Source organism: Clostridium beijerinckii HUN142 (genome assembly GCF_000621745.1).
GTDB lineage: Bacteria > Bacillota > Clostridia > Clostridiales > Clostridiaceae > Clostridium > Clostridium beijerinckii_A.
In genome coordinates, this window is the sequence record NZ_KK211336.1 from 440,465 (window position 1) to 460,634 (window position 20,170).

The window sequence follows — 20,170 nt, forward strand, 5'->3', positions numbered from 1 at the left end:
AATTAACTTTGAGATATTATCTCACATAAATTTTATATGAATTTGAAGGAGGTATATTAATGAGAAAATTATTAATATTTCTTTTAATGATAATAATGGTTTTTGTTAGTGCTTGTTCAAAAGAAATAAGTGATAATCTTATATTGGTCAAAGGTGGAGATTTTGTAAATACAAAGTCAAATTATTATGGAAAAAACATAAAGTTATCGGATTTTTATATAGGTAAGTATGAAGTTACTCAAAAGGAGTGGAGTGAAATCATGGGAAGCAATCCATCACAATTTAAAGGCAATAATTTACCTGTAGAAATGGTGAGCTGGTATGATTCTATTGAATACTGCAATAAAAGGAGTTTAAAAGAGGGATTGAAGCCGTATTACAATATAGACAAAGATAAAAAGGATCATGATAATAAGAATAATAATGATGATATAAAATGGACAGTAACGGCTAATGAAGGAGCTAATGGTTATCGCTTGCCAACAGAGGAGGAATGGGAATATGCTGCAAGTGGAGGTCAGATGAGTAAGAATTATATATACAGCGGAAGCAATAATGCAGATGAAGTTGCCTGGTATTGTAGAAATGCTGGAGATAAGTATTTAACAGGGAATTGGAATTGGCCTGAAATACAAAATAATAATAACAAAACAAAATCTATAGGTATGAAGAAACCTAACGAATTAGGACTATACGATATGTCTGGTAATGTAAGAGAATGGTGCTGGGACGGGTATAAAGGCTTGGATATTAGTAGTGTATCTGTAAAAGTAACTAAAGGCGGAGGCTGGATTGGCGATGTTACTTGTGGAGAATCAGCGTTTAGAGGTAAGTATGATGCAAGTGGTAAGGCTCCGGATCAAGGTTTTCGAGTGTGCCGTAGTAAGTAAAAGATAAGGATCATAACGAAAGGTGATAATTATTAGAAGGGTACCTAAATTTATGACATTAGCAAACGCATAATTAATATAGAAAGATACTATAATAAAAAGTAAGATATGATTTCAATATAAGACAAAGAGAAGGAGGAGAATTAGATGAATGAAAATCAAATGAATCGGATACATACAGGTAAAGGATTTATTGGGGCTCTAGACCAAAGTGGTGGAAGTACTCCAAAAGCATTACTTGAATATGGGGTTCAAGAAAATAGTTATTCTAATGAGGAAGAGATGTTTGATTTAGTACACGAAATGAGAAAACGAATAATAAAGAGTCCAGCATTTACTTCAGAATATATTTTGGGGGCTATATTATTTGAAGATACAATGTATCGTACTATTGATAATGAATATACTTCTGATTATCTTTGGAAGCAAAAGAATATTGTACCTTTTCTAAAAGTTGATAAAGGATTAACTGAAATTGAAAATGGTGTCCAACTCATGAAACCAATAAATAATTTGAATGACCTTTTAAAGCAAGCAGTAGAAAAAAATATTTTTGGAACAAAAATGCGCTCAGTTATTAAAGAAGCAAATGCTCACGGAATTAAAATATTGGTTGATCAGCAATTTGAAATTGGTAAACAAATTGTAGAAGCAGGTCTTATTCCTATTATTGAACCAGAAGTTGACATCCATAGCACGGATAAGGAAGAATCTGAAAAACTTTTAAAACTTGAAATTTTAGAGCAATTATCAAAACTTGATAAAGAAACAAAAGTAATGCTTAAGCTCTCAATACCAACTCAGGATAATTTCTATAGTGACTTAATAGATGATCCTCATGTTGTCAGAGTAGTTGCTTTGTCAGGAGGCTATAGTCAAACTGAAGCAAATGAAAGACTAGCACGTAATAATGGGCTAATCGCTAGCTTTTCAAGAGCTTTATCTCAAGGATTGACTGCTCAGCAAACTGAAGAAGAATTTAATGAAACAATATCCAAATCAATTAAGAAGATCTATGAGGCATCAATAAAATAAGTTAGTAGTATATATTGTGATTAATTAATGTTATAAAACTATGAGCCTATTTATTGAGGATTGAACACTTTCTCTAGTGCCTAGATAATTATTTGGATTTATAAAATGTCGGAATGTAGTGAAAATTAAAACAAAATAGAAAATTTTGAATTGATATGTATTGACACCATATAATAAGGTATGATATACTTCATATAACTTAGGGGAGTAGCTTATAAGCTATAGAGCCAACAACCGGCAATTAAAACTGCCTGGTTCTATACTCCAAATGGAAAGCAAGACCTTTGATAAGATTTAGTTATTACTGAATCAGATCAAAGGTCTTTTTTGTTTAATTAAAATCATAAAATTATTATATTGGAGGGATAAAAATGGACATTTATTATATTATTTTAGTTTTACCGGCATTGGCTTTTTCGCTTTATTGTCAATTTAAAGTAAAAGGAACCTTTGATAAAAATAGCAATTATGGCAATGCTAGAGGATTTACTGGTGCAGATGTTGCAAGGAGGATTCTTGATAGAAATGGACTTTATGATGTAGCTGTACTTCCGACAGCAGGTAGTTTAACAGATCACTATGATCCTGGAAAAAAGGTAGTAAGATTATCTGAATCAGTATATTACAGCAATTCTGTTGCAGCTATAGGTGTTGCAGCCCATGAAACAGGACATGCAATACAACATAAAGTACAATATGCACCACTTTCTTTAAGAAGTGGACTTGTACCAATTGCAAATATAGGTTCTATGGCGGGACCATATATGGCGATTTTTGGATTAATATTTCAAATTCCTTTGCTTGCACAACTAGGTATAGTGTTTTTTACCGGAGCGGTAGCATTTTATTTTGTAACTTTACCAGTAGAATTTAATGCAAGTAAAAGAGCAATATCAGAGTTAGAATCCCAAGGGATACTTAGTTTCAATGAAATAGCTCCTGCAAAAAAAGTGCTAAATGCAGCAGCTATGACTTATGTTGCTTCTGCATTAACAGCTGTTGCAAATTTGCTTCACCTTGTATTTTTATTCATGGGAAGCAGTGAGAGAGAATAATAGATTATATTGTATGAATCATATTAAAGTTATACAATACAGGCCATTTAGTTAAGGCTGTAATTTGCTAATATTAAAGGAGGAAATTTTATGTTTCAAAATAAAAAAGGCTTACCCAAGTTTATCTCAGCAGCGATTATTGTAACATTGATAATAAATATAGTTATCTATTTTGTTTCACAGTCAAACTATAAACAAATTGATTATAGTGATTTTCTTAAAATGGTAAATGATAAGCAAATCGAATCAGTTGAAATTTATACTGATAAGCTTGTTATAACACCAAAAAGTGAGGAGGAGGCTTCAGTTGCAAATAAAAAATTATATTATACTGGTAACTTAGACTATCCTCAACTTGTAGACAAACTGTATAGTTCAGATGTAAAGTTTACTACACCAGTTAAAAATACCGAATCTCCAATAATAAGTTTTGCGCTTTCATGGATTTTACCTTTTATTATATTCTATTTGCTAGGTAATATGTTTATGAAATCTATGAGCAAAAAAATGGGTGGTGGTGGAGGATTCATGTCCTTCGGAAAAAGTAATGCTAAGGTATATGTTGAAAAGACTACAGGAGTATCATTTAAAGATGTAGCAGGTCAGGAAGAAGCTAAAGAATCTCTTAAGGAGATAGTTGATTTTCTTCATAAACCGGAAAGATATACAAAGATAGGAGCTAAGCTGCCTAAGGGCGCACTTCTTGTAGGACCTCCAGGTACAGGTAAGACATTACTTGCTAAAGCTGTAGCAGGAGAAGCAAAGGTTCCATTTTTCTCACTTTCTGGTTCAGGATTTGTAGAGATGTTTGTAGGTGTCGGTGCTTCAAGAGTTAGAGATCTGTTTTCGCAAGCGGAAAAACAAGCACCATGTATTATTTTCATTGATGAAATTGATGCAATCGGTAAGAGTAGAGAAGGTAATATGAGTGGAAATGATGAAAGAGAGCAGACTTTAAACCAGTTGCTTGCTGAAATGGATGGATTCGATTCTTCAAAGGGAGTTGTTATTCTTGCAGCCACTAATAGACCAGAAGTCCTTGATAAGGCGCTATTAAGACCTGGACGTTTTGATCGTAGAGTTATAGTAGATAAACCAGACCTTAAGGGAAGAGAAAATATCTTAAAGGTTCACTCCAAGAATATAATAATGGATGAAAGTGTAAATCTAAAGGAGATAGCACTTGCCACTGCGGGTGCCGTTGGAGCAGACCTTGCAAACATGGTTAATGAGGCTGCTTTAAGAGCTGTAAAAATGGGAAGAGATAAGGTTAGGCAGGATGATTTATTTGAAGCTGTCGAAACTATAATTGCAGGTAAGGAGAAAAAAGATAGATTAATGACTGAGAATGAGAAAAGTCTTGTTGCATTTCATGAAGTTGGACATGCATTAGCTTCGGCACTTCAGAAAAAGACTCAACCAGTTCATAAGATTACGATTGTGCCAAGAACAATGGGTGCACTCGGATATACTATGCAGATGCCAGAGGAAGAAAAGTACCTCATGTCTAAAGATGAATTATTAGAACAAATAGTTGTTCTGCTTGCAGGAAGAGCAGCTGAAGAACTTGTGTTTAATGAAATAACTACAGGTGCTTCAAATGATATTGAAAGAGCTACTAGTATTGCAAGGCAAATGGTAACAATGTATGGAATGTCAGAGAAATTTGGAATGATAGGACTTGAATCAATTCAAAATAGATATCTTGATGGTAGACCAGTAAGAAATTGTTCAGATGAAATATCTGCTGAAGTTGATCGTGAGGTCATGGATATAATTAGTAAATCCTATGAAAAGGCAAGAAATCTTTTGAAGGCTAATATGGAGGCTTTAGGCAAAATATCATCACATCTTATTTTCAAAGAAACCATAATGGGTGATGAATTTATGAAAATTCTAAACTCAATTCAAATAGATGAGCCAGCTAACGTTTAAAGCTAAGAAAGTTTTTTGATAAAGATTTTTATAATATATATATTGCAAAAATAATTCTTCATCATAATTCTAAAAATATTGCGAGAATTTTAGCCATAATCGTGAAATGTTCATTGTAAATTGCAACATACATATGTTGCAAAAAAATAAGTATTCTTTAGAATAGATATTCTAAAGAATACTGGAATATATATTCTAAACCATATATATTCTTAAGAATATGCTGGAATAATGCCAATCTTAGAGAAAGGAATGTGAAATCAAAGTGAAGTAATGGTAATTATCTTAATAGCCGTTTAAGCTCATAAATTTCACTCTATATTCATAAAATATGATTAGTAATATTTTATAAATATAATAAATAACATAAAATCGTGTTATGAATAAATATGGGGGAAATAAAATGAGAAAGTTAATATCTGGTGCGTTAGTAGCAATTTCAGTATTAGTTTTAAGTCCAATTGGAGCCAGTGCTGAATGGAGACAAGATAATAATGGATGGTGGTATTCGGAAGGAAATTCATATGCTAAGGGATGGAGAGACATTAATGGAAAGACGTATTATTTTGATTCAAATGGATACATGAAAACCGGATGGGTGCAAGATAATTATTATGATACTTGGCATTATTTTTATCAAGATGGAGCTATGGCACATGGTACTGTAATTGATGGATATGAATTAGATGAAGATGGAACTTGGATTAAGCCATCCAAGGAAGCTGAGGAAGCAAGAAATTTAATATTAAAAGAAGACAGTAATTATATTTCAAAAATGAATGATGCTTATGGAGCTAAGCTGACCAAAAGATATCTTGAAGGGAATATTAAAAAGTTCATAGCCAGCGATAAATGGAATCTGCCAGTAGAGGATGTATATGTGTTTAGCCTTACAGGCTCTCATGATGTTGAATTCTGTGGATACATGGTTGGTAAAAATACTAAAAATGTATATTGCGTACCACATCAAGGCGGACTTTCAATATACCAAATAAAGAATAATGAAATAGTGAAAACTTATAAGTGGCTTGGCAGCAATGGATATGATGGTGATTGGCGTAATTTAAACAAAGATAAATAATTTTAAGTAAAATTAATTTTTCAAGTAAAGAGTTTGTATATAAATTCATATAATAAAAAATCCAAGGTTCATTAACCTTGGATTTTTAAGTATGTACAATTTTACAATTCATGCTTAGACAATATGCTAAAGAATAATACATGAATGCAATTACGACATTACTGAACCAATAACAAATCATTTAATTGCTCAATTAATTTGTTATTGGTTATTAGATAAAACTTGTAAAACTTCATTTATATCTGGAAGTTGTTCTGATGGATAAACTTTTATCCATTGCACTTTGCCTTCTTCATTTATGATTATGTTGGCACGTGCTGATATTCCCTTAGTTTCATCAAATATTCCATAGTCACAAGCTATTTTACCATGAGGCCAAAAGTCTGATGGAAGACTAACGTTCTTAATTTGAAGAACTGTTGCCCATGCTTCTTTGCAAGGCTGAGAATCTACACTAAATCCAAGTGGAACAGTGTTGAGATTTTGAAATTTTTCGAAATTAGTCTCTAATGCTCGCATTTGATCTGTACATACTGGTGTCCAAGCTATAGGATGCCAAGAAAGAAGTACTTTTTTTCCTTTAAAATCAGATAACTTTATATCCTGCTTTTTATTATCTTTTGCTTTAAAATCTGGTGCATCTGCACCTATTGTAATTGGAGTCATTATAATCTTCCTTTCATCTTTAAATTTTCTTAATATAGAATTCCCTAAACAATAGTTTTTATGAAAATTAAGAAGAAAAGGCATAAAAGAGTTATTTTTTCTAAAGATTATTCTAGACAAATAATAAGTGAAGCTTAGAAAAATCAAAGACTATGCACAAAACATATAAAAATATACCACTTACAAGTGATAACTAACCACTTACTGCTATCGTGTTTACAAGGTAAAAGTCAGCCAATATAATAAAGATGTGGGGAGTGAAAATATGAAAATACGGGTTGAACTTGATAATGAAATTAAAGAAAATGAAGTTATTATTAAATGTAATGAATTAAATGAAGAGGTTAGAAATATTCAAATTATGCTTGGTGAGATGTTATCAGAAAAAAAGCATATAACGTTTTACAAAGGAGAAACAGAGTATTATCTTTCACTGAAAGAAATTTTGTTTTTTGAAACTGAAGAAAGTGGTATTTGTGCACATACCATTAATAATATATATAACGTAAAGTATAAGCTATATGAACTTGAAGAATTATTGCCAGGATATTTTATGAGAGTTTCAAAATCAACAATACTAAATACAAATCATATTTACTCCATAACAAAAAGCATATCATCATCAAGCAGAGTTGAATTTCAAAATACTCACAAACAGGTGTATGTTTCAAGATATTATTACAAGCCATTAAAAATTAAATTATTAGAAAAGAGGAAATAATGATGAAAAAAGAAAGAGTCTTCTGGGGAATTTTATTTATACTAGCAGGTATTTTTATGGTTATAAGTAAACTTGGATACTTCCCAGATATAAATGCATTTAGTTTAATATTAACAGTTTTTTTAGTAGTGATCATAGCAAAAAGTATACCTCATCTTAACTTTTCAGGTATTCTATTTCCAATTGCATTTATTTGTATAATCTATGCTAGACAATTAGGAATTACAGCTATTACCCCTTGGACTGTGCTTATATCAGCACTATTTGGTAGCATCGGCCTTTCCATGATTTTTCATAAACATGTTAACTGGATTCATCATAATCATGTTCATGAGGATTATAAATTCGAAAAAATTGACATAGAAGATCAAGGTAATATTATATTTAGAAATTCATTTGGAGCTTGTATTAAATATATAAATACAAATGAATTTGAACAAGCTGATCTTAACTGTTCATTTGGAGCTATGAAGGTGTATTTTGATAATGCAGTTATGAGCAGCGAAAATGCTATAGTAAGAGTTAATGCTTCTTTTTCAGGAGTAGAGTTATATATACCAAGAACTTGGAAGGTTGATAATAAGACTAATGTATTTTTAGGTTCTGTTGATGAAAAAAATAGAAACAATGAGAGATCGACAAATACATTAACGTTAGTTGGAGATGTTAGTTTTTCAGGAGTAGAAATAATTTATATATAAATAAGAAGATGTTATAGAAAAAGTGCTAAATATCATAAGATATAGCACTTTTTTTGTTTAGGAAGTACCCATGAAGTAAGTGGCATAAATTATCAATAAATCACTTGCATATAAATCAGGTATATTTAAGGAAGACTAATTTATAAGGATAATTAACAATTATAAATTGGGTTCTTCAAAATTAGTAACAAAAGTACTTGCGCTAGAGTTAACTTTAGCATGTATAATGAATTTTATAATATTAGAGCTTATTGGATAAGAAAAAAATATGTTCTAAATAAAAATGAATGGATTCTATTAAAATTAAGTTCTCGTACAATAAAAAATTGCAGGCGACTGTGGAGTCGGAGATTTTTTCCACACAGTTATAATTTCCTAAAGAATAGAATAAGTTTTAAGGAGGAAACAATGAATAAAGAATTATTAGAGAAAATACAAAAAAGTGAGTTTATTTCAAATAAGGATACTATATTTACTGAAATCAATGAAGTAGTCGAGAATACTTTAAGGTTGACATCTGAATTAAATACAGGATATAAAACACCTGAAGAAGTCAGAAATATTTTAACCAATATTACTGGTAAGGAAATTGACAGTTCTGTACAAGTGTTAACGCCATTTAACACAGATTTTGGAGTTAATATTAGATTAGGAAAAGATATATTTATTAATAAATCGTGCATGTTTGTTGATTTAGGAGGGATTGAATTGGAAGACAATGTTCTTATTGGACCTGATGTAAAAATATTATCAGTTAATCACTCATTAGATCCTAAAAATAGACGCGGAGTCATTCTTAGAAGCGTAAAAATTAAACGTAATGTGTGGCTTGGAGCTGGAGTAACAGTTTGCCCAGGAGTGACGATTGGAGAAAATTCTGTTGTTGGAGCAGGTTCGGTTGTTACTAAAGATGTTCCAGATAATACAGTTTATGCTGGAGTTCCAGCCAAGTTTATTAAGAATATATAAGAAAAATAAAATTTTGATTTAAGAGCTGTCAGTTGGCAGTTCTTTTTTGCATAGAAGATAATAAAAATTTGGAATGTCGAAAACCTTATTGTATCTAGTATAGATATAAATTTTAGTCTTACAAGGTGGCATATCTTCCTTCAATTAACCTTAATTTGGCAGACTGGCTTTTTCTTGTTTTTAAATAAATAGACAATGAAATATAATAAAAATTTATTGATAAACGATAAAGAGTGTGGTATCTTATATGTATAATTTAAAAGTGAGGTGCTTTTTATGAAACGATGTTCAACAATCTTTTTAAAGATCGCTGTTATTCTTATTGCAGTTCCAGTTCTTGCTTTGTGCATATTTGGAGCAATTAGGTTAACTAATAATCCAGTAAATCCAGACTATGCAAATATCATATATCCAATTTTAACAGGTATGGTTGTATCAGTTTTGCCGTTCTTTGCAGCCCTGTATCAGGCTTTAAAACTTTTAGGGTATATTGATAAAAACATAGCGTTTTCTGAGTTATCTGTAAAGGCGTTAAAGTATATAAAATACTGTGCAATTATAATATCTACATTATATGTGGTAGTACTTCCATTTGTTTATTTTGTAGCAGAGAAAGACGATGCCCCAGGTCTCATAATAATTGGAATGGTACCTATTTTTGCTTCGTTAGTAATCGCAGTCTTTGCCGCTGTTCTTCAAAGGCTTTTAAAAGAAGCCATAGACATAAAATCAGAAAATGATTTAACAGTGTAAGACATCAAGATTAATAATCTCGATGTACAGAATGAGGAATACAGGAGGAGAATAATATGGCGATTATAATAAATATTGATGTTATGCTAGCTAAAAGGAAAATGAGTGTGACCGAGCTTACTGAGAGAGTTGGAATAACAATGGCTAATCTTTCTATACTTAAAAATGGCAAGGCAAAAGCTATTAGATTTTCAACTTTAGATGCAATATGCAAAGCTCTAGACTGTCAACCAGGTGATATTTTAGAATTTAGAAATGATATATAAAAGTTAAAAGTGAGATACAAATATTAACGATTTTTGTACAAAAGATAAGGAATACAGGAGGTTTTTTTATGAAACGAAGTTCAAAAATTTTCTTAAATGTAGCTGTTTTTATTGGAGGTTCGATTCTTACTTTGTTTATATTTTTATTACCTATGGTAACAACAGGATTATCGCGAGTAATCTTGGTATCAGCCTATTTGCAATATCTTGGTTTTATCGGCTTGTATGGGGCGGTGACACCATTCTTATTTGCACTTTATCAGACTATAAAATTTATAGGCTATGCTAATAAGAACGAAGCCTTGTCGGAATTATCTGTAAAGACTTTAAAGAATATAAGATGCTGTGGAATTACAATCAGTCTTTTATATGTGATAGCCATGCCACTCTTATTTCTCATGGCAGATGGAGACGACGCTCCAGGAATCATACTATTTGCATTATTAGTCATTTTTTCAACTAGTGTGAGTGCAGTCTTTGCTAATATTTTTGAAAAAAGATGCCATAGTAATAAATTGATTAGATGTTAAGTGGATTTTAGTTAAGGAGGCAATATGAAGATTAAATTAATTCAACCTGCAATGCTACCAAGGCCCATGGATACAAAATTAAAGACGAGAATGTCTCCTTCATTAGCATTATTAACAATAGCAAATCTTACGCCTAAAGAACATAAGGTTATTATTGAAAATGAAAATGTTGAGAAGATAGATTTTGATGAAAATGTTGATTTAGTTGCAATAACTGTTACTGTAGATGTTATGAATAGGGCAGTAGAAATATCAAAGGAATTCCAAAAGCGTGGGGTAAAAGTAATTGCAGGAGGTATACATATAACAGCAGATCCAGAAGGAGCTGTAAACAGCTTTGATGCAATAATTATAGGAATGGCTGAGAGAGTTTGGGAGAAAGTTCTTAAGGATATAGAAACTAATTCAATTAAAAAAATATATTGTGATATGGAAAATATTAATGGAAATGAAATAGTGTCGCCTGACTATGGCATGATAGATAATAAGAAATATTTATATACTAATATAATCAGTACAAGCAGAGGCTGTCCTTTTAAATGTGATTTTTGCTATAATAGCTGCACTAACTCCATTAAAACTTATATTAATAGACCAATAGAAGATGTAATTAAAGATATTAAGGTATTAAAAACAAAACACATTATGTTTATTGATGATAACTTTATCGGTAATCCTAAATGGACTAAGGAATTATTAAAGGAAATAAAACCTCTAAAGTTAAAATGGAATGCGGCAGTTACTTCTAATATAGTGGACATGCCTGAATTATTAGATGATATGAAAGAAGCAGGTTGCCAAAGCCTTTTTATAGGTTTTGAAAGTATAAATAGTAAGTCAATAGAAAGTGTACATAAAGTTCAAAATAGTGTAAGCAGATATGAGAAACTTGTTGATGAAATTCATAAAAGAGGAATAATGATAAATGCAAGCTTTGTTTTTGGATTAGATGAAGATGATGCGTCAATATTTAAGAGTACATTAGAGTGGATAGTTAAAAATAAAATAGAAACAGTAACATCTCATATAATGACTCCGTATCCTGGCACAAAGTTATACTCATCATTATTAAAGGAAAATAGAATAGTAGATCATAATTTATCTAATTATAATACTTCACATGTCGTATACAAACCAAAGAATATGACGGCAGAAGAATTATATAACGGCTACCTATGGATATATAAAGAAGTATATACTTTTAAAAATATAATGAAGAGACTGCCTAAATCTAAAAAACAATGGATTCCATTTTTAGCTTTTAATTTTCTTTATAGGAAGTTTGGAAAACTAACTGAGTTGCTATGCAATATAGTTTCATTTGAAATTATAGGAAGATTTTCTAGGTGGGTTGCTTATAGAATAAAGTAAATGTGTTTACATCAATGAAATTAATGATTTATATTTCTAGAAACTCATATATACTCAGATCGATAAATGAACTTATACATGGTTTTGATTTATTGCATAAGTATATTTTAATATAGCAATCTTAAAAATACTCATTTATAGTAAAAGCTATTTAATTATTATGGCTGTTTACTAAGAGTAACTGAGTATGGAGGATTGTAATTATGGTATGTCTCAAGGCTCAGCTAGAGCAAGCACAGTGCCTAAATTAGTGCAAATTATTCAAGGGCACAAGCATAGGAGGGATACAATATGCTGTTATGGTTACGGTAGCGGCAGTTGTCGCAGCATTAATGTTCACTTTATTTATGAGAACTAAAAAGAACGTTGGAGATTCTAAGAGTGAAGTGCAGGCTGTGGAGGTTTGAGTAGAGTAGTAGTTCTAATCTTCATAATTTAATTTTGATGCATTAAGTGGTAAAACTAAAAGTTTATAAAATTTTATGATTTTAGGCACTAAAAAAGTCAAACTATTCTAGGGTTATTATATAAATATAAAAAGTTATTTGAAGCTGACTTTAAATATTTATATAATACCATTAAGACATAGGACAACTAGATTCATATAATAAAAAGAATAGTAAGTATTAATAAAAGGGGAAATTAAATATGAAAGTAAAAGATTTTATGATTACCGATGTAATTGTTGCAAAGAAAGAAAATACGATAAAAGATGTTATGAATACATTAGTTGTAAACAGAATTGGTGGAGTTCCTATAGTGGACAACCAAGGAATACTTGTAGGTATAGTGAGTGATGGTGATATAATACGAAGCATAAATCCAAAAGTGGGAAAAATGTATGACATGATTTCCTATATGTTTTATGTAGCAAAGGAACAATTAGAAGAAGGGATAGAATTAATTAAGAATAAAAATATTATGAGCATTGCAAAAAAAGGAGATATTTACTGTGTTTCTCCGGAAGATACTATGGAAAAAGTTTTGTCTGTCTTGTCTAAACATAATTTTAAAAAGATACCTGTTGTAGATAAAGATAGAAAAGTAGTTGGAGTTATAAGCAGAGGCGATGTTATTCGATATGTTCAGAAAAAAATTATAGATAAATTATAGTTATATTTATTTAAAAGGAGCTTGGTTTAAAATCAAGTTCTTTTTGATTAAATGGATAATTAGAGTCTATTTTCAAAATATTTACGTACCTTATTTATTAATGTATACTTGTATTGAGTACATATTAGATAATATTTTGTTATGAAGGAGTGATAATATGAGTAAATATAGAAGTTCGTACTGTAAAATCTTCATCAATACTGATGAAGAAAGAGAAGTCATACTGAGCTTAATTGAAAAAATAACAATGGGTAGTAAAAAAAGATGGACAATCATTTCAGATTTAATGGAAATAGAATTGAGAAATAATGAAGATTTTAGTGAAGAAAAAAGTATTAAAGAAGAAGACGGTTTTCTATACTCAAAGTATTATCTTGATATTGGACCTGCAGAGGGGATAAAGGAAGAACAGTATATTACAGGAGTAATAATCTTGCTAGAAAATCTAAGATCATTAGGATATAAAGTTGTTGCTTCCTGTGATTTTGAAAATGAACTTTCCAAATAAAGAAGTATGTAAATTAACGTAACTAGTTTTTTTAGTGCAATAAAAAGAGATAGCAAACATATCAGTAAATGATAATAAAGCTATCTCTTTATTTATTGAAAATAGGAAATCATATCTTAATTATTAACACAATTTTTGGAAGATATACATTCCAACTGCTTATTTTATAATAGCATGCTTAATGAACGCTTGAGTTTTTTGAAAGGAAAGAGCATAAGTAAATAAAATTAACTAATTGTAGCATGTCCAATGTTTTTGGGTAAAAATATTACTTCAATTACTGGATATAACATTAATAGACCAAGGAAAACAAAGCCTAATTTATAAGAGATAGTAATTGAAAAGAAAATTTGTAGTAAATTAACAACAACTGTAATAATTGATATACCCATTCCTTGTGCTAATGTTGAAACTACGGCATTCAAAGTATTTGCGCTATTCCGATCTTGAGGGGCTATTTCAGAAAAGCTTAGTCCATTGTAAGCAGTTAAGGCTAATGAACGTCCTACACCTGAAACTAGCGCAAGAAACATTATCCAAGCAGGAAAAGTATTAATTTGAATGAATGCTAAAGCAATTGATGTAATAAACACCATTCCAAATGATGATAATAGTGCACCGCGATAGCCTAATTTACGAATAATTATATTTGTAAAAGGTTTAATTCCAATGTTTCCAACAAAAATAAATAACACGTAACTTCCGGCTTTTACTGCTGACCATTGAAAGACTGTTTGTAAAAAAATTGTTAATATGTACGGTAATGCTCCAACACATAGCCATAGAACAGATCCACTTGTTTGGAATATTCTAAAAGAAGTTATTTTTAGTGAATCAAGTGAAAATAGTGGATTATTTGATTTTTTTAAGTGCCTGAAAACTATAAATCCAAGTATTATTCCTAAAATTACTAATCCTAGCGCGCTAAGCCAATAATCTTTTCCGTGAGTGGCTATTTCTGCTCCAACTAAAATTATGCCTGATGAAAGTGCAATTTCTATAAATCCTATGAGATCAAATGAAGTTTTATTTTTTACTTTATCAGTATCAATTAATTTTGCTCCTATTAATGCTGTAATTAAACCTATTGGTACATTAATTAAAAAAATCCATTGCCAGTTCCAGTAGGTAACAATAAATCCACCAACTAAAGGTGCTATTGCTGGCGCGATTAGTGCAGGCCAAACTAAGTAACTAATCATTTTTAATAGCTGTGAAGCTGGTGTTTTTTCTAGCACAATCAGCCTTGCGGTAGGTGTCATCAATGCACCAGAAATTCCTTGTATAATTCTCATTATCAAAAGGAAAGAGAAATTAGGCGCTAGTGCACTGCTTAAGGAACTAATGGTAAAGAGGATGACAGCAATAATCCAAATTTTCTTTTTCCCAAATTGATTAGCCATCCATCCACTTAAGGGAATAAAAATCGCAACTGTGATCAAATACACACTAACGAGTAAAGCAATTGTTGATGAACCCGTATGAAAATATTGGGCCATTTTAGGTAGTGCAGTTGTTACGATTGTTCCATCTAAAATCTCCATAAAGAGACTAGCAGCCATTAATAAAGCTACTTTTATTTCTTTTGTCATTCTTATCACCATTCTTTCTTCAGTTCATGTTTAAACTCTTTAATCCAATCAATTGCAACATTTGCCTGCTGTAGTCGTAATTCAAATCTTTTACTTGCATACCAGTGATCTTTTGAATTTTCCTCAGCTAATTTTTTTAGTGCAAATTGCGTATCTTCAATTATCTCTCTTTGTTCTTGATCGAATTGATCCAATAGTTGCATTTGTTGGTCTAGTGTAAGGTGCTGCATTACATCAAGTTTAATTAAATATATATCAGCAGTATGGGCTCCACTTGGAACAGGCATTTTCATTAGCTCAAAAAAACGTTCTTTTCCTTTTTCCGTAATTGTAGCCATTTTCTTATTTTTTCCGTGTGATTCTACGTTAGTTATTTCTAAAAAACCATCATTCTCTAATTTTTCAAGCAATGGATAAATTACTCCATAGCTGACTTTGCGATGACGTCCTAAAGAAGCTTGTAAGGCATTACGTAGATCATAACCACTTTGTGGTTCTTCCATTAATTCGCCTAAAATAAAAAGTTCATTCATTATTTTTATTTCCTCCAATATATCTTTTAGATATATCCAATATATATCTAAAAGATATATATTGCAAGTCATTTTTATAAAAAACTTTTAAAATTATAAAGAATTTAATTATGGATATTGTTTAGGAGGATGCTAATATGATTTAAATAGTAAAGAATGTTTTGTATAAAATGATTTGGTAAATAACATCACAATATAGAAATAATTGCGTCTTATAGAACAATAAACGTAACTGATGATACATACTATTTTTCAGTATTATGATATTATATTTTCCAAAAGATAGGATAGGAGAATTTTTATGACAAGATGTGAAAAGCAGAGAAATTTTTTGAAGTCTAATTTTGATGAATTCAAAAATATAAAAACTGATAAAATGAAAGGCATACCCCAGCCAGATAGCATAAAATCTTATGATTCACAATCTAAAATTGTTGTTTTACCAAAGGTAAGTGAAGAAACTGTAACGAATTCTAATATTTATAAGTGTATAGGTAATAGAAGAAGTACAAGGCTTTATGCTGAAAAGTCTATGAATCTTGAAGAATTGTCATATCTATTATGGGCTACTCAAGGAATTACTGAAACTAATAAAGCTGGTTTAACTTTAAGAACAGTTCCTTGTAGTGGGGCAACGCATTCTTTTGAAACATATTTATTTATTATGAATGTTGATGGGATACAAAAAGGTATTTATAGATATCTACCAGTAGAGCATAAACTTTTATTCATGTTTGAATTGGATGAAATTGACAATAAAATAGATGAAATTACTTTAGACCAGCCTTTTGTACCTAACTTTGCAAAGAAAGCTGCTGTTTTATTTGCTTGGAGCACGACTCCATATCGTTCAGAATGGAAGTTTGATATTACGGCACATAAAAAGATTTTAATAGATGTTGGCCATGTATGCCAAAATCTTTATTTATCCAGTGAATCAATCAAAGCAGGTGCATGTGCTATAGGAATTTATGATCAAAAGATGATAGACACTCTTTTGAGGTTAGATGGAGATGAAGAATTTATTATATATCTTGCAGCTGTTGGAAAAAAGAAAGAATAAAATATTAAACCAGTGGGACATAAACATATCTCACTGGTTCTGCTTTAATTAGGTTTTTATATGTTTTCTGTGATTTTACTAATTCCTACTCTTGCGATAAATTCATTAAAAGTCTCATTCTCTAACTTACTTTTTTCAAAGAAAGTTATTATTTTCTCAAGAACTATATGAACCTCAGTAGATTTTACACGGTAGTTTAGATTTTCTGCAAACTGCCCGCCATTGTTTAGTGTACCACCAAGCCATATGGTAAAGGCTTCCTCGCAGCTATCTTCAGTTTTTATTAGTGCACCTTGAAGGCTAATATCAGCTATATGTTTTTGTCCACAAGAATTGGGACAACCTGTAAAATGGATACGTAACGGTGTATCTAGTTTGATTTTAGAATCAAGATATTCGATAACTTCTTTAGCACGTTTTTTTGTTTCAACAATGGCTAAATTGCAGAATTCTTTACCCGTACAAGAAACTGTGTATCCTGTAAAAATACTTGGATTTGGAGAAAGTTGTTTAAATACATCTTTTTTTAATAGAGAAGGTATTTCTTCATCACTTATACCTGTAATAATTAAATTTTGTGATAGTGTAGTTCTAATTTTTCTATCTCCGTATTTTTCTGAAATATGGGCAAGTTCTAAAAGTTGATCACAAGTAATTTCTCCAAGTGGTAAACTAACACCAATATAGCTTTTGCTATCTTCATTTTGGGAATGTACTCCAAAATAATAAGAGGCATTCCATGAAGCTAATTTATCATCACCTGAGCTTGGCATATCCCCAGTGAATCCTAATAATTTATTCTTGAATTTTTCTGCTCCCCAGTCAGCTACTAAAAACTTTAAGCGGGCTCGAGTACGTTTTTCCCTATATCCATAATTTCTAAAAATAGTACATACACATTCAGCAACCTTTAGCACATCTTCTGGTTTAACAAATATATCTAGTTTTTGTGCTAAATGGGGGCTTGCTGAAAGTCCTCCTCCAACCCATACGTGGAAACCAATTACGTCCTGATTATTAATTTTTTTTGTTGCTGGAGTAAAGGCAAGATCATTAATTTGTGCATGAGCTGCATTATGTATACTAGCTGATATTGATATTTTAAATTTTCTTGGAAGATTAGAAAAATCCCTGTTTAATAAGAAGAATTTATTAACTTGTTCTACAAGTTCAGTTGTATCCATAAGTTCATCTTTATCAATTCCAGCAAGAGGATTTCCAACTATTGTTCTAGGGCAATCGTCACAAGCCTCAAAAGGACTTAGGCCACAAGCTTCTAATCTTTCATAAATAGAAGGTAAATCTTCTACCTGAACCCAGTGAAACTGTATAGCTCCTCTTGTAGAGACGTTTGCAATTCCACGTCCATAATCTTTAGCAATCTCTGCTAAAACTTTTGCTTGCTCTGAAGTCATTATTCCAGAATTAATACGAACTCTCATCATAAAGTATCCCTCTCTTGGCTTTTGTTCGTAAACGCCAGCCCATTTAAATCTATTCATATCTTTAGGCGTTATTGAATCATAACCTTCCTTCGAATATTTATCAATTATAGTTCCAATTACATCTAAGCCATCCTTTTCAAGTTTTATAATTTCTATGTCATTTAGTCTTTGATTTTTAGACCAAATAGCTTCATAAGACATATAGCTCCCTCCTTATCTTATTGCTCATTTTTAATATATCTGTATCCTTTGTTTATTCCATCCCCAAAATATAAAAGGTTATCAAATTTTGAAATCTTTAATCTGTTTTCATCATCTAAATATTCCCTTGAAATAAGCCTGCCCTTTATAATTCCAAGAATATTAGTAATACCTGCATAGGCATCTTTTTCTATAACATCAGTTAAAGTACATTCTATAGTAATTGGACATTCTTCAATTATTGGTGCATTTATAATTTTAGATTTAGAATAAGTTAATTCAGTAGCGTCAAACTTTTGAACTTCATGACCAGATTTAGTTCCGCAAAAGCTAATTTCTTTTCTAAGGGAACTGTCAGGGATATTAATTACAAAATCACGAACTTCTTTGATTTGATTAATTGCATATCCTTTACTACTAAAGCCAAGAACTACCATATCCTTAAGGCTATAGGAAGATGAAAGTGTAGTTACGTTTGGAACACCATTTTTATCAAAAAAGCTTATAAGAATTACAGGAAATCCGTAATACATTTTTTCATAGTTAACATTTATTTTTTCCATTGCTATATTCCTCCTAAAACTTTATTTTATATAACTTTATAACATAAATGATAATAGTGCCGTGATATAAATCACTTAACTAGTAACTAAAGAGGCTGTTTTATAGTGAAAAGGTAATATAAAGTATATTTGTTTACATTACAGATTATAAACTGATTATATAATATAAAGAATTATATTACCCAAACAGGTAATATTAAAATATAAATTAGATAAAGGAGAGAATAGTATGAGAATAGAAAAAATATAGGAAAAAAATTAATGTTTATGTGTAGTTATTTCAGCATAATTCAATTGTTGTTTAAATATTTTTTGATTTTGATTTGAATCACATGTTTATAAATGAAATTCTCATAGAATTAACATATAAATAATAAAGATATGTAGGAGGAATTAGAAATGAATACTACAAAAATTAAAGAGCTAACAGATGTTTTAGAAAGATTAAATAAGCATGGAGTTTCAGATGAACTAAGAAAAGAAGCTTTAGAAATTGTTTCAGATATAAATCCAATTGAGTTATCAATTGCAGAACAAAATTTAATAGAAAAAGGAATGAACCCACAAGATTTAAGGCATCTTTGTGATATTCACATGGAAGTCTTAAAGGATGAACTTGATAAAATTAAAACAAAAATTAGGCCAGGACATGTTGTTGATACATTTATTATTGAGCATGAGAAAATTCTTGAATTTTTAACAGAACTTGAGGAGATTAATTCGAGAATTCAAAAATCAGATAATTATGATAGCTGCGCAAAAGAATTTGATTTATTGAAAACTGTTATTGATAACATTTTGGATGCGGAAAAGCATCATTTAAGAGAAGAGCAAGTTTTGTTTTCAGAGATGGAAGAGAGAAAAATTACTGGTCCAACTAGAATAATGAGAATGGAACATGATGATTTAAGAGAGAAGAAGAAGTTTTTAAAAGAAATAGCAGAAACAGCTTCTAAACCTGAGTTTAAAGAAGTAAAAGAAAAAGTCGATGACACAGCCAAATATATCATATTTAACTTAAGAGACCACATATTTAAGGAAAATTGTATTTTGTATCCTACAGCAATAGAAGCAATAAAAGATAATGAAATATGGGATGATATGAAGAATAGATGTGATGAAATAGGATATTGTAGTTTTACGCCTAAAGAGTAATGTTTTATGTGATATTTTAGAATG

General features: G+C 30.5%; 21 protein-coding genes. 16 read left to right on the plus strand and 5 right to left on the minus strand.

Annotation, left to right across the window (positions count from 1 at the left end; all coding sequences use genetic code 11):
• Positions 1 to 59: 59 nt before the first annotated feature.
• From T483_RS0123255 to T483_RS0123275, 5 genes are all read left to right on the plus strand, one after another.
• Positions 60 to 890 (plus strand): formylglycine-generating enzyme family protein, encoded by an 831-nt coding sequence (locus T483_RS0123255; RefSeq protein WP_026888975.1) that lies wholly within the window; start codon positions 60 to 62, stop codon positions 888 to 890.
• A gap of 147 nt (positions 891 to 1,037) precedes the next feature.
• Positions 1,038 to 1,925, plus strand: a complete 888-nt coding sequence (locus tag T483_RS0123260) for a fructose bisphosphate aldolase (protein ID WP_026888976.1) — start codon at positions 1,038 to 1,040, stop codon at positions 1,923 to 1,925.
• A gap of 371 nt (positions 1,926 to 2,296) precedes the next feature.
• Entirely contained in the window at positions 2,297 to 2,980 is a 684-nt protein-coding gene (locus tag T483_RS0123265; protein ID WP_080697129.1) for a zinc metallopeptidase, read from the plus strand.
• 90 nt (positions 2,981 to 3,070) lie between these two features.
• Complete coding sequence (ftsH, locus tag T483_RS0123270) at positions 3,071 to 4,915, plus strand: ATP-dependent zinc metalloprotease FtsH (protein ID WP_026888978.1); 1,845 nt, start codon at positions 3,071 to 3,073, stop codon at positions 4,913 to 4,915.
• Between the two features lie 403 nt (positions 4,916 to 5,318).
• Positions 5,319 to 5,996 (plus strand): cell wall-binding protein, encoded by a 678-nt coding sequence (locus T483_RS0123275; protein ID WP_026888979.1) that lies wholly within the window; start codon positions 5,319 to 5,321, stop codon positions 5,994 to 5,996.
• A 201-nt stretch (positions 5,997 to 6,197) separates the two neighbouring features.
• Here T483_RS0123275 and T483_RS0123280 read toward each other — a convergent pair whose 3' ends face one another.
• Complete coding sequence (locus T483_RS0123280; RefSeq protein ID WP_026888980.1) at positions 6,198 to 6,662, minus strand: redoxin domain-containing protein; 465 nt, start codon at positions 6,660 to 6,662, stop codon at positions 6,198 to 6,200.
• A gap of 265 nt (positions 6,663 to 6,927) precedes the next feature.
• Between T483_RS0123280 and T483_RS0123285 the strand changes: the two genes are divergently transcribed.
• From T483_RS0123285 to T483_RS0123330, 9 genes are all read left to right on the plus strand, one after another.
• A complete protein-coding gene (locus T483_RS0123285; RefSeq protein ID WP_026888981.1) occupies positions 6,928 to 7,383 on the plus strand; it encodes a LytTR family DNA-binding domain-containing protein in 456 nt (151 codons plus the stop codon).
• 2 nt (positions 7,384 to 7,385) lie between these two features.
• The gene (locus tag T483_RS0123290; protein ID WP_026888982.1) at positions 7,386 to 8,084 is read left to right on the plus strand and encodes a LiaF transmembrane domain-containing protein; all 699 of its coding nucleotides are present in this window, start codon (positions 7,386 to 7,388) and stop codon (positions 8,082 to 8,084) included.
• A gap of 408 nt (positions 8,085 to 8,492) precedes the next feature.
• Positions 8,493 to 9,053, plus strand: coding sequence for a DapH/DapD/GlmU-related protein (locus tag T483_RS0123295; protein WP_026888983.1), 561 nt, complete (start codon positions 8,493 to 8,495; stop codon positions 9,051 to 9,053).
• A 276-nt stretch (positions 9,054 to 9,329) separates the two neighbouring features.
• On the plus strand, positions 9,330 to 9,806 hold the full coding sequence (locus T483_RS0123300) for a DUF2975 domain-containing protein (protein WP_026888984.1): 477 nt from the start codon (positions 9,330 to 9,332) through the stop codon (positions 9,804 to 9,806).
• A 56-nt stretch (positions 9,807 to 9,862) separates the two neighbouring features.
• Positions 9,863 to 10,072, plus strand: coding sequence for a helix-turn-helix domain-containing protein (locus T483_RS0123305; protein ID WP_026888985.1), 210 nt, complete (start codon positions 9,863 to 9,865; stop codon positions 10,070 to 10,072).
• Positions 10,073 to 10,140: 68 nt separating this feature from the next.
• The gene (locus T483_RS0123310; protein ID WP_026888986.1) at positions 10,141 to 10,602 is read left to right on the plus strand and encodes a DUF2975 domain-containing protein; all 462 of its coding nucleotides are present in this window, start codon (positions 10,141 to 10,143) and stop codon (positions 10,600 to 10,602) included.
• A gap of 24 nt (positions 10,603 to 10,626) precedes the next feature.
• Positions 10,627 to 11,973 (plus strand): B12-binding domain-containing radical SAM protein, encoded by a 1,347-nt coding sequence (locus tag T483_RS0123315; RefSeq protein WP_026888987.1) that lies wholly within the window; start codon positions 10,627 to 10,629, stop codon positions 11,971 to 11,973.
• A gap of 648 nt (positions 11,974 to 12,621) precedes the next feature.
• Positions 12,622 to 13,086, plus strand: a complete 465-nt coding sequence (locus T483_RS0123325) for a CBS domain-containing protein (RefSeq protein WP_026888988.1) — start codon at positions 12,622 to 12,624, stop codon at positions 13,084 to 13,086.
• A 157-nt stretch (positions 13,087 to 13,243) separates the two neighbouring features.
• Positions 13,244 to 13,594 carry a hypothetical protein gene (locus T483_RS0123330; protein WP_026888989.1) on the plus strand — a complete coding sequence of 117 codons (351 nt, stop codon included), beginning with the start codon at positions 13,244 to 13,246 and terminating at the stop codon, positions 13,592 to 13,594.
• A gap of 227 nt (positions 13,595 to 13,821) precedes the next feature.
• On the opposite strand, the gene T483_RS0123335 is transcribed toward T483_RS0123330, so the two are convergent.
• Entirely contained in the window at positions 13,822 to 15,186 is a 1,365-nt protein-coding gene (locus T483_RS0123335) for an MFS transporter (RefSeq protein ID WP_026888990.1), read from the minus strand.
• A 5-nt stretch (positions 15,187 to 15,191) separates the two neighbouring features.
• Positions 15,192 to 15,791, minus strand: coding sequence for a PadR family transcriptional regulator (locus tag T483_RS0123340; protein ID WP_242841915.1), 600 nt, complete (start codon positions 15,789 to 15,791; stop codon positions 15,192 to 15,194).
• 229 nt (positions 15,792 to 16,020) lie between these two features.
• Between T483_RS0123340 and T483_RS0123345 the strand changes: the two genes are divergently transcribed.
• The gene (locus tag T483_RS0123345) at positions 16,021 to 16,782 is read left to right on the plus strand and encodes a SagB/ThcOx family dehydrogenase (RefSeq protein ID WP_026888992.1); all 762 of its coding nucleotides are present in this window, start codon (positions 16,021 to 16,023) and stop codon (positions 16,780 to 16,782) included.
• Between the two features lie 56 nt (positions 16,783 to 16,838).
• Here the strand turns inward: T483_RS0123345 and T483_RS0123350 are convergent, their stop codons facing one another.
• Positions 16,839 to 18,428, minus strand: a complete 1,590-nt coding sequence (locus T483_RS0123350) for a nitrite/sulfite reductase (protein WP_026888993.1) — start codon at positions 18,426 to 18,428, stop codon at positions 16,839 to 16,841.
• Between the two features lie 17 nt (positions 18,429 to 18,445).
• Entirely contained in the window at positions 18,446 to 18,991 is a 546-nt protein-coding gene (locus T483_RS0123355) for a flavin reductase family protein (protein ID WP_026888994.1), read from the minus strand.
• A gap of 399 nt (positions 18,992 to 19,390) precedes the next feature.
• Between T483_RS0123355 and T483_RS0123360 the strand changes: the two genes are divergently transcribed.
• Positions 19,391 to 20,146 carry a DUF438 domain-containing protein gene (locus tag T483_RS0123360; RefSeq protein WP_026888995.1) on the plus strand — a complete coding sequence of 252 codons (756 nt, stop codon included), beginning with the start codon at positions 19,391 to 19,393 and terminating at the stop codon, positions 20,144 to 20,146.
• Positions 20,147 to 20,170: the final 24 nt, after the last annotated feature.